This window comes from uncultured Salinisphaera sp. (assembly GCF_964012375.1).
Lineage (GTDB): Bacteria > Pseudomonadota > Gammaproteobacteria > Nevskiales > Salinisphaeraceae > Salinisphaera.
Genome location: NZ_CAXGSH010000114.1, coordinates 1 through 10688 on the forward strand (window position 1 = coordinate 1; position 10688 = coordinate 10688).

The 10688-nt window shown below is 64.7% G+C and carries 9 protein-coding genes; 6 read left to right on the forward strand and 3 right to left on the reverse strand.

Annotated features, from left to right (window positions below):
• Positions 1–377: 377 nt before the first annotated feature.
• A complete protein-coding gene (locus tag ABNU97_RS15710; protein WP_348767618.1) occupies positions 378–1088 on the forward strand; it encodes an RNA polymerase sigma factor FliA in 711 nt (236 codons plus the stop codon).
• Between the two features lie 830 nt (positions 1089–1918).
• A complete protein-coding gene (locus ABNU97_RS15715; RefSeq protein WP_348767619.1) occupies positions 1919–3637 on the forward strand; it encodes a methyl-accepting chemotaxis protein in 1719 nt (572 codons plus the stop codon).
• A gap of 132 nt (positions 3638–3769) precedes the next feature.
• On the opposite strand, the gene ABNU97_RS15720 is transcribed toward ABNU97_RS15715, so the two are convergent.
• Entirely contained in the window at positions 3770–4957 is a 1188-nt protein-coding gene (locus ABNU97_RS15720) for an MFS transporter (RefSeq protein WP_348767620.1), read from the reverse strand.
• 164 nt (positions 4958–5121) lie between these two features.
• Here ABNU97_RS15720 and pyk point away from each other — a divergent pair, with 164 nt between their 5' ends.
• The 4 genes from pyk (at position 5122) to ABNU97_RS15740 (ending at position 9229) form a co-directional block, all read left to right on the forward strand.
• A complete protein-coding gene (gene pyk, locus ABNU97_RS15725) occupies positions 5122–6543 on the forward strand; it encodes a pyruvate kinase (protein WP_348767621.1) in 1422 nt (473 codons plus the stop codon).
• A 75-nt stretch (positions 6544–6618) separates the two neighbouring features.
• A complete protein-coding gene (locus ABNU97_RS15730) occupies positions 6619–7701 on the forward strand; it encodes a patatin-like phospholipase family protein (protein ID WP_348767622.1) in 1083 nt (360 codons plus the stop codon).
• Positions 7698–8282 (forward strand): Maf family protein, encoded by a 585-nt coding sequence (locus ABNU97_RS15735; protein WP_348767623.1) that lies wholly within the window; start codon positions 7698–7700, stop codon positions 8280–8282. The genes ABNU97_RS15730 and ABNU97_RS15735 overlap by 4 nt, the downstream gene beginning before the upstream one ends.
• Positions 8279–9229, forward strand: coding sequence for a bile acid:sodium symporter family protein (locus ABNU97_RS15740; RefSeq protein WP_348767624.1), 951 nt, complete (start codon positions 8279–8281; stop codon positions 9227–9229). The genes ABNU97_RS15735 and ABNU97_RS15740 overlap by 4 nt, the downstream gene beginning before the upstream one ends.
• Here the strand turns inward: ABNU97_RS15740 and ABNU97_RS15745 are convergent.
• A complete protein-coding gene (locus ABNU97_RS15745; protein ID WP_348767625.1) occupies positions 9226–10368 on the reverse strand; it encodes an alpha/beta fold hydrolase in 1143 nt (380 codons plus the stop codon). The two genes, ABNU97_RS15740 and ABNU97_RS15745, sit on opposite strands and share 4 nt — an antisense overlap.
• A 56-nt stretch (positions 10369–10424) precedes the next feature.
• Positions 10425–10688: peptide-methionine (S)-S-oxide reductase (locus tag ABNU97_RS15750; RefSeq protein ID WP_348767626.1), on the reverse strand; the 264-nt coding region annotated here is incomplete at its 5' end.

Genomic DNA, 10688 nt, shown 5'->3' on the forward strand with positions numbered 1-10688 from the left:
GGGTCTTCTGCGAAGAGTTGAGGTTCTGCTGGGCGGTCAGCGACAGCGTGTTGGTGTTGATCACGAATGACATGGCGGTTTCCCTTGTACGTTATGTTGAAGGCGGCGGCTTGCCGGTGGCGGCCGCAAATCGCCGCTGGGGTACATATCGTCGCGTCGCTGTTAATCTTTAATCCCTGGCAGCGGTTTTGTCCGATGGCCGTGAGGCGTTCTTCGGGGCCGCCGCGATAACGCTATTCGCCGAGAAGGGGCCGAAACCTGCGCTTAATTCGCCAATCGCTATCTGTTGCCAGCGCCTAGTATTGCCTGCATCGAAAAACCAACCGCGCTGGACGTGCCACGCGTAGCCAGCGGTTGACCATTCAGGCGCATCACCTATGTATACGGCTCAAGGCAAGATCGATCGGTCCCAGGCGGTGGAACAATACCTGCCGCTGGTCAGGCGGCATGCGTTGTCGTTGCAGGTGCGTCTGCCGTCGAGCGTCGAGCTCGACGACCTGATCCAGGCCGGCATGGTGGGTCTGCTGGATGCCTTCAACCGCTTCGATGCCTCGCAGGGCGCCTCATTCGCGACCTACGCCTCGCAGCGTGTGAAGGGCACGATGATCGACGAGCTGCGCAGCCGCGACTGGTTGCCGCGCAGCGTGCGCCGGGCCAGCCGCGACGTCGACCGGGCGATCCAGCGGCTCGAGCATCGGCATGGTCGCCATGCTACCGATCGCGAGATTGCCGAAGAGCTCGACATGCCGATCGAGGAATATCATCGACTGCTGCACGACGTGAACAACGGCTTCATTGAAGTGTTCGAGGAAAGCGGTACGGAAGAAACCGCCGCCTCGGTGGTCTCGGCCGATGTCGATACCTCCACGAACCCGCTCGACGCACTGCTGGCGTTCGGCGACCGCGAGCAGCTGGCCGAAGCGATCGACGAGCTGCCCGAGCGCGAAAAGCTGCTGCTTGGTCTCTACTACCAGGAAGATCTCAACCTCAAGGAAATCGGCGTTGTGCTCGGGGTCAGCGAATCGCGGGTCTGCCAGCTGCACAGCCAGGCCGTGTCGCGTCTGCGCGCGATGCTGACGGAACAGTAGCGCCACGCGTCTATCTACCCGGGCACGACTTATATGTCGGATATATAAGCGTGCCCAAGAGCGGCCGCTGAGCTGCATGCAGGTGTGGCATGCCGGAGCCGATCAGCCGGCCCTATCAACCGGCATGAAGATAGATTGTTCTTCGGGTTGATAACGCGTGGGCGAAAGCGCGCGCCACGGCCAGCGGCCGTGAAGCCATGCAAAATAAAAGACGGAGATGGGCCGGCGTTTATTTCTCGATGGCGTTGAAAACAGCCGACGCAGTCAGCTGTTTTGGTGCCGGAGTAATAATCCGCCGCCTACAGCGGTTAGCACGCCAATCGCTCTCCCATGCGCGCTGCGTAGGACGCATGCTTATGTGCCGCCCCCTATCGGGCCGAATGCTTATCGAGCCGGCCCCGAAAAATATTCTTCATATAGACGATGTTTCGGGTTGATCACGCGCGTGTGCGAAGCAGGCGCGCCACGCCAACGGCCGTGAAGCCGTTGGAAGCCCTTGAAAGAAGCAACGGACAGAGGCCGGCGTTTCGTTCGATGGCGTTTAAAACAGCGCACGCAGTCGGCTGCCCTGGCGTCGGATTAATAATCAAATAGTCGTATTTTCCTCGATCGCCGACAGGAAAGGCCGTACGCGGTTCAAGCCAGACCCTACAGCGCCGATAGGTACCCCGGGATAGCAGTCAACGCGTTGGTGCTCTGGGAAGTCGTATGCAATCGCGCCAGCGCCGTTGTGGCTGCAATTTAAAAACATCTTCCGACAATGGCGTTTCGTACGACTGTCGTAGCGCCATGTATCGCGGGACCAACGGCACATTACAGGCGTAATCGCAATGAAAAGAAGTGTGAAGGGGAAACTGGGGCTGGGCTTTGGGGTGATCACCCTACTGGTGTTGGCGCTGGGCGGCTTTGCGCTGTACAGCAACGGCCAGGTATCCGCGGTCACCGATCGGATCTATTCCAAGAACATGAAAGGCCTGATCGAGGTCAACGGCCTAATCGATACGTTCAACGAAATGCGCGCCGATGTGCAGAAGGCGTTGCTGTTCAACGACGACGGTGTGGAACTGGCGCAGTCCATCGACGCCGACATCGCAAAGGTCAAGCAGCTGTGGGACGGCTATTATCCGGCGCTGCTCACGGGGCCTGAAGAAAAGGCAAAGGCCGACCAGGCCGCGGCCAAGTTCGCGGAATTCGCGCCGGTTCTAAAGACCATTACCGAACCGATGCAAACGGGCCAGACCTACGAAGCGCAGGCGCTCTATGCGGTCGATGTCGCGCCGAGCTTCGATGCCCTGATCGGCTATATGGATGAATTGGCGGCCTATCAGACCGCGCGCGCCGGTCAATTCTATGCCAACGGCCAGGCGACGCAGGCCACCAGCCGCAACATCATCATTGCGACGCTGATCGTGGTGGTGCTGTTTACGCTGGGCATCATGATGCTGCTCACGCGCATGATCACCCGGCCTCTGGATCAGGCACGCGGGCTGGTCGACGCCATTGCCCAGGGGCGCCTCGCCAACGCAGTGCATAACCCCTACAAGGACGAATTCGGTTCGATGCTGGACGGGCTGAAGAACATGCAGGCCAAGCTCTCCGAGATCGTTTCGAATGTGCGCCAGGGCTCGGAATCGGTCAGCGTGGGGGCGGGTCAGATCGCTTCGGGCAACGACGAACTCAGCAGCCGTACCCAGGAACAGGCCGCCAATCTCGAAGAAACCGCGGCCTCGATGGAGCAGATGACCTCCACGGTCAAGCAGAACGCGGATAACGCCGCGCAGGCCGACCAGCTTGCCCGCGGTGTGCGCACCCAGGCCAGCGAAGGCGGTGAAGTGGTCGCCCGCGCGGTGGCCGCGATGCAGGAAATCGATGCCTCGAGTCGCAAGATCAGCGAGATCGTCGGCTTGATCGACGATATCGCCTTCCAGACCAACCTGCTTGCGCTCAACGCATCCGTCGAGGCAGCCCGGGCCGGCGAGCAGGGGCGCGGTTTCGCGGTCGTGGCCTCGGAAGTCCGTAATCTGGCCAGCCGCAGCGCGGCCGCGGCCAAGGACATCAAGTCGCTGGTCGAGGACAGTGCGGCGAAGGTGGCCGATGGCTCGGCCCAGGTGGCGCTGTCCGGCAAGACGCTCGACGGCATTGTCGAAAGCGTACACAAGGTCGGCGACATCATTGCCGAGATCGCGGCCGCCAGCAGCGAACAGTCCAGTGGTATCGAGCAGGTCAATCTCGCGGTCTCGCAGATGGACAGCATGACCCAGCAGAACGCGTCGCTGGTCGAACAGTCGGCTGCGGCCAGCCGCTCGCTGGAAGAACAGGCCGAATCGCTCAAACGTCAGGTCGCGTTCTTCCTGCTCAGCGGGGATGTCAAAACCGTCGCGTCGGTACCCGCTGTCAATACGGCAATAACGGCCGCGCCCGCGACGGCCGCGAGTGCCGCGCCGACGCCCGCGTCGGTCAAGCCCGCGGTGCCGAGCGCGCCTGCAGCGCGCCAGACGTCGGTCAAGGATGATGTCGATATCGACGACGGCGATTGGGCCACGTTCTAGCTCTTTTGCGCCGTTTGTTACAAGCCCCGTTTCGACGGGGCTTTTTTTGCATCGACACGGTCAGGCGCTGATGTGGATCGCGTCTAGAACCGTCCTATTGGATGTCCGCCCAGCCCAGTGGGGCGGTCGCGTTCAACCCTCGGACGGTTGTGCCGCGGCGATACGGGTACGCGTTGTCCAGGCCAGTGGCAGGATCGCCGTGTTAAAGGCCAGAAAGACGAGTACCACTGCGTAGGGCGAGGCCCATGCATCGGCCGCAGCCCCGGCGGCGATCGGTGCGACGAAACCCAGCACATAGCCCACCGCGAGCATCCCGGCAGCCAGCGCGCCGGCCGCGTCGGCGTCGCGCAGCAGGGGCGGCAACGCCGTGAGCACGATCAGTTGCAGGGCGGCGGTCAGGCTTAGCAGCGCGGCGGCGGGGTAGAGCACGACCCGCCCATCGGCGAGCAACAGCGCAAGCAGGCCGACGATATGCGCGCAACAGGTGATGGCCAGCAGCCGCGGTATGCGCAGCACCGGGCGAACGGCGGGGACCAGCGCAAGCGAGGTCACCAGCTGGGCAAGGTTGAACACGAACAGCATGGTGGCCAGATGATCGCCCTGGCCCTTGTGTTCGAGCAGTGCCCCCATATAGGCGTTGAGGCCGAAGAAGGTAGCCGCGGTCGCGCCCAGCAGCAGGCCAAAACGCCAGAGCAGCGCATCGTTGTACGACGGTAGGCCGCGAATGCGCCCGGGCGAACGTCTACCGTGCAGGCGCGGCGCCAGCAAAAACGGGCACAAAACGATGGCCGGCAGCGAGAACCAGAACAGGGCGGCCCGCCAGTCGCCGTCCACGGCCGGCAGCAGCACCGGCAGCGTCAGGCCGGCGCCCACGAACTCGCCCAGCATCATGCCGTTGATATAAATCGCCGCACCGAGCGCGACGAACGACGGGCACCAGCGTCCGACCAGCGCCGGCAGGGCCGGTTGCATGGCCGCGATACCCAGGCCCATGGCGGCCGTCAGCCCCAGCAGAATCGCGATATCCGGTGCCAGGGCACGCAGCATCGATGCGGTCGCGGTCAGCAGCAGAGCCGCGAGCAGCGTATTACGGGCCCCGTAGCGGCCGATCAGCCAGGCCGCGGGCAGCGCGCCCAGGCCCAGCATGAATACCGGTAACGTGGTGAGAGCGCCAAGCGCGGTCTGTCCAAAGACGAGATCGTTTCGAATACGCTCGCCCAGCGGCGCGGCGATCAGAATCGGCGCGCGCATATACACCCCGGCGACCCAGAGCAGCAGCAGGATGCCGATACGGCGCAGCAGTTCGATCGGCGAAAGCATGGGCGGCCCCGCGGTGAATGGGCGCCCGAGTCTAGGGCCTGTGGTGGTTTGGTACGAGCACCCTGTGGGCACGCACCGATCGCGTTCTGCGGTGCGCAGCTTAAAACCATGATTTTCCTAAGCTGTCATGCGGTCCATACAGGTGCTGTGCTAGCGTTCGACGCATGAAACGCAAAACGAAAATTGTTGCCACCCTTGGCCCGGCGTCGGATTCGCCGGAGGTGCTCACGAAGCTGCTCTCGGCGGGGGTCAACGTCGTACGGATCAACTTCTCCCACGGCCAGGCCGAGGATCATCGTGAGCGCGTGCGTCGCGTGCGCGAAGCCGCCGCCGAGCTGCAACTGCCGGTGGCCGTACTCGCCGACCTGCAGGGGCCGAAGATTCGTATCGAATCCTTCGCGGAGGGCGCGGTGGAGCTGGAAACCGGCCAGGCATTCACCCTGGATACGCGCATGGCCTCGGATGCAGGCACGCATGATGCGGTGGCCATTCATTACGAACCGCTGCTGGCCGACGTCAAAGCCGGCAGCCAGCTGTTGATCAACGACGGCGCGATTTCACTGGCGGTGGACGCGGTCGACGATCACCGTATTCAGTGCACCGTCGAGGTCGGCGGCAAGCTCTCCGGGCGCAAGGGCGTGAATCTGCGCGGCGGCGGGCTGTCGGCGGGCGGACTCACGGAGAAGGACTTCGACGATATTCGCGTTGCCGCCGAGCTGGACGTCGACTATCTCGCCGTGTCCTTCGTGCGCAGCGCGGCCGATCTGCACGAGGCGCGCGAACGCCTGGAAGCCGCAGGCGGTAAAGCGCGCCTATGCGCCAAGATCGAGCGCGCGGAAGCGATTGCGGCACTCGACGAGATCATTCAGGCCAGCGACGCGGTGATGGTCGCACGCGGTGATCTGGGGGTAGAGATCGGCGACCCCGAGCTGCCCGGCGTACAAAAGCGCATCATCGCGACCGCGCGGGAAATGAACCGACTGGTCATTACCGCCACCCAGATGATGGAATCGATGATCGAGAACCCGATTCCCACCCGTGCCGAAGTCCTGGATGTGGCCAATGCCACGCTCGACGGCACCGATGCCGTCATGCTGTCGGCAGAAACCGCGGTCGGTCGCTACCCGGTCCAGACGGTGGCCGCGATGGCCAAAATCTGTATCGGCGCAGAGCGCGAAGCCACCGCCGACCGTCCGGCCAGCGGGCTGGCCGCACATTTTCAGCGTACCGACGAGGCCATTGCCATGGCCACGATGTATACCGCGCGGCATATGCATGCCGATGCCATCATCGCGCTCACCGAGTCCGGTACGACCGCCCTGCTGATGTCGCGCCAGGACACGCATATCCCCATTTTTGCGCTGACCCAGTATCCGGCATCGGAGCGCTATCTGGCCCTGTGTCGAAACGTGTTTCCGGTGGCATTTTTGCCCTCCGAGCTCAACGGCGTGGTGCCGGTGGATGAAGCCGTGGCCTGTCTGCGCACGCGCGGCGATCTGGAAAGTGGCGACCGGGTGCTGGTCACCAAGGGGGATTTCACCGGGCCGGGTGGCACCAACGCCATGAAGATCATCACGGTTGATTGACCGCAGGTCGCGCGGTCATCGGCGCACAGCGCCGGTGACCGTTAGAATGCGGCGACCGACCGCCAGACAAGACCGATGGATTTTCACGACGTACTGACCCTGCGTGCCGGGCATGGCGCGCGTGCCGTGCTGGAAACGCAGGGCTTGAACCCGGGCCAGATCGGAGCCATGGCCGGCGCGGCCGGCGGGCCGAAATGGCTCATTCTTTCGGCGCTGGATCAGTATCTGTTTTCCGACTGGCTGCATCGCGACGGTGCCGCGCAGCCGGTGGATCTGGTGGGGTCGTCGATCGGCGCCTGGCGCTTCGCGGCCGCCTGCCACAGTCACGACCCGGCCGCGGCGATCGCACGGCTTGAAAACGCTTATCTGGACCAGTTCTATAGCGCCAAGCCGGATCGCGATGAGATCAGCGCCACCGTGCGCTCGATTCTCGATACGTTTCTCACCGATGAGGTACGCGACGGCATACTCGGCCACCCGCGTTTTCGCCTGCACGTACTGACCGTGCGTTCGCGCGCGCTCACCCGTAGCGAAGCACGGGCAGCATTGATGTTCGGCTCGGGCCTCGGCGCGCTGGGCAACGCAGTCTCCCGCCACAGCCTGCGGTGGTTCTTCGAGCGGGTGGTGTTTTCGCGCACACCGGGCGGATTGCACTGGGCCGATACGCATCTCGGTGTCCACAGCGTCGAACTCAACGCGGCCAACGTGCGCGACGCGGTCTATGCCAGCGGTAACGTGCCGTTGGTGATGCGCGGCGTGGTCGATCCGGCCGGCGCGCCGCCGGGGGTTTATCGCGATGGCGGCATCGTCGACTACCATATCGATCAGCCGCTGCTGGGCGCGGATGCACCGGCCCCGCTCGTGCTCATGCCGCACTATGACGAACGCCTCGTGCCCGGCTGGTTCGACAAGAGCCTGCCCTGGCGGCGCCCGCGCCATGCCGCCAACACGCTGCTCATCGGTCCCGGCCCGGCGCTGCGTGATCGGCTGGTTGATCGCAAGGTGCCCGATCGCAAGGATTTCTACCGCTATGCCGGAAACGACGATGCGCGGCTCGCGGCCTGGCATCAGGCCATCGATGCCGGCCGGCTGATGCGCGATGCTTTCATCGAGTTCGCGGCCAGCGACGAACCGGCCCGCTATGTGAAACCGCTATGACCCGACGATTGATTCTGGCCTCGGCCTCGCCCCAGCGCGCCAAGCTGCTCGACCAGCTCGGCGTCGCGCATACGGCGATCGCCGCCGATATCGACGAAACGCCGCAGCCGGGCGAAAGCGCCGAAGCCCTGGCCGAACGTCTGGCCCGCGGCAAAGCGCAGGCGCTGGCCGAGCGCTATGGCGAAGACGCCGTGCTCGGCTCGGATACCGTCGTTGCCCTCGGCGATCGGCTGTATGGCAAGCCGGCCGACGCCGCCGACGCCGAGTGGATGCTGGCGTCGCTGGCCGGCACCACGCATCGGGTGGTCAGCGGTGTCGCACTCTGCGTTGGTGGGCGCGGTGTTTCGCGTATTTCCACGAGCACCGTCACGATGCGCGAAACCACGGCCGCCGAGCGCGCGGCCTATATCGCCAGCGGCGAACCCATGGGCAAGGCCGGCGGTTATGCGATTCAGGGCCGCGGTGCGATCTTCATCGCCCGGCTCGACGGCAGCTATTCCAGCGTGATGGGCCTGCCCCTGTTTGAGACTGCGGCCCTGCTCGACGAGGCCGGCTTCGATTTGCTTGGAGCCATGGCGTGACGGCCCCGTCGCCTGCCCGTATCGCGGCCGTGTTTCCGCTGGTCGCCGGCGTGCTCGCGGTCATGGCTTACCTGGCGCCCTCGGCGTTCGTGGCCGGCAAACCGGCGATCGTGCCGCTGCTGGTCGTCATCATGTTCGGCATGGGGCTGACCCTGACGCCGGCCGATTTTTCGCGCGCGATCACGCGCTGGCCGGTGGTGTTGCTCGGTGTAGTGCTGCAGTTCGGGCTCATGCCGCTGGCGGCATGGGCCATCGCGAATGTGCTGGGCCTCGATGCGCCTTTAGCGCTGGGCCTGATACTCGTCGGGAGCGTGGCGGGTGGCACCGCCTCGAACGTCATCTGTTTTCTGGCCGGTGGCGACGTGGCGCTGTCGATCACGCTCACCAGTATCGCCACCCTGGTCTCGGTCGTGGCCACGCCCTTGCTCACCTGGCTCTATGCCGACGCGCAGCTGGGGGTGCCGGTGGCCTCGATGCTGATCAGCATCGCCGAAATCGTGATCGTGCCGGTGGTGGCCGGCATGGTGCTCAATCTATGGATCGGCGACCGCTGGCGCTCGCGCGACGGCTGGTGTGCGCTCGGCTCGTCCATCGCGATTGCCGTGGTGATCGCGATCATCGTTGCCCTCAACGCCGACTCCATCGCACGCATGGGGCTGGTGGTGCTGGCTGCGGTGGTATTGCACAACCTCGTTGGTCTGACGGCGGGCTATGGCTGTGCGCGGCTGCTGACCGGCGACCGGCGTATTGCCCGTACGCTGGCCATCGAGGTCGGCATGCAGAATTCGGGGCTGGCGGTCGCGCTCGCCCAGCAGTATTTCTCGGCTGCTGCGGCGTTGCCCGGGGCGGTGTTCTCGGTGTGGCACAACGTCAGCGGTGCGCTGTTCGCGGCTGCCTGTTCGCGTTCCACGCGTCGTGCCGGGCACGACGCGTCAGATGGTATCTAGTCCGAACGCACGGCAAGCCAGTCGGCGGCGATACGCCAGGTATGGGTCGGCGCCTCGCTGCCGGCGAACACCCCGGCGTGGCCGCCCGGCGCCAGCTCGAAGCGGCGGTCTTCGCTGGTGACCAGGGCCATGATGCGGCGCACGCTCGCCACGCCGACCAGCTGGTCGGATTCGCCGGCGATGGCGAGCAGCGGGCAGTCGATGCGCGCCAGATCGGATTCGACCTCGCCCAGGCGTACGGTGCCGCTGGCCAGGGCGTTGTCGATCCAGAGCGTAACCAGAAAATCCTGAACCAGCGTGCCGGGGTAGTCGAGCATATCGCCCATCCAGCGGCCGAAGGTGGCATGGGTGGCCACGAAGTCGCGATCGCCCAGCCCGCGTAGCAGCGACAGATAGGTAGTCAGGCTGCCGATGGGGTTGGTGAGCTTGAACGCCATGCCGTTGAGCCAGCCCGGCACATGCATCAATCGCGGATCGATCTGGTGGACGCGCCAGCGGGTATGGCGACGAATCAGGCGTGCCGGGCCATTGAGCGCGCGCAGCGTACGCGCGGCCAGGGTCGCATCATGCATGTCGATCGGGCTGGCGATGGTCACGATGTTGCGAATACCGTAATCGCGGCCCGTGCCGGCATAAATCAGGGTGAACAGCCCGCCCATGCAGTAGGCAAGCAGCGATACATCGGGGCTGCCGCTATGCGCGCGAACCGCGGTGAGGGCATCGGGCAGCAGGCGCAGGGCATAGTCGCGTACGCCCAGATGGGCATCGTCGCGGCCCGGCTCGCCCCAGTCGATGAGGTAGACGGCAAAGCCGCGCGCGCGCAGATAGCGCACCAGGCTGCGCTGCGGCAACAGATCGAAGATGAGCGTGCTGGCTGCCAGCGGCGGCACGAGCACGACCGGTATGGCGTGCTCGTGCTCGGCAACCGGCTCGACGCCGTCGCCCACCGGGATTTCGTCGTCCTCAAGTGGCGGGTAGTAGCGGACCGCCATCAGTCCCAGGCGATGAATGACGCGATAGGGCGTGCGCTCGGCCTGGTAGAGGTCAGGGTCCTTGCGCAGCCAGTCTCGCCCGTTGGTCAGGGCATCGCGTGCGTTGTCACGCGCCGCTGCGGCGCGACGGCGGATTCGGTCGAGCATGGACGTATTGTCGCACGCCCTGCGCCGCCGGCCGCGGTTAGATGCCCTGTGGGGTCCTAGTTGTGCCCGCCGGCGGCTTCGCCCCAGCGTTTTTCGAGCACCGCATCGCGGCGACAGGAATTGCGATAGAACTTGTAGCGCAGGGAATTCTTCTTGTAATAGTCCTGATGGTATTCCTCGGCCGGATAGAACGTGGTGGCGGCCACGATCTTCGTCACGATCGGCGAGGGCGCGTCGGGGTCGTTCTGTAGCGCTTTTTTGGACTGTTCGGCGGCCGTTTTCTGGGCGTCGTTCACGTAGAAGATCTCGCTGCGATAGGA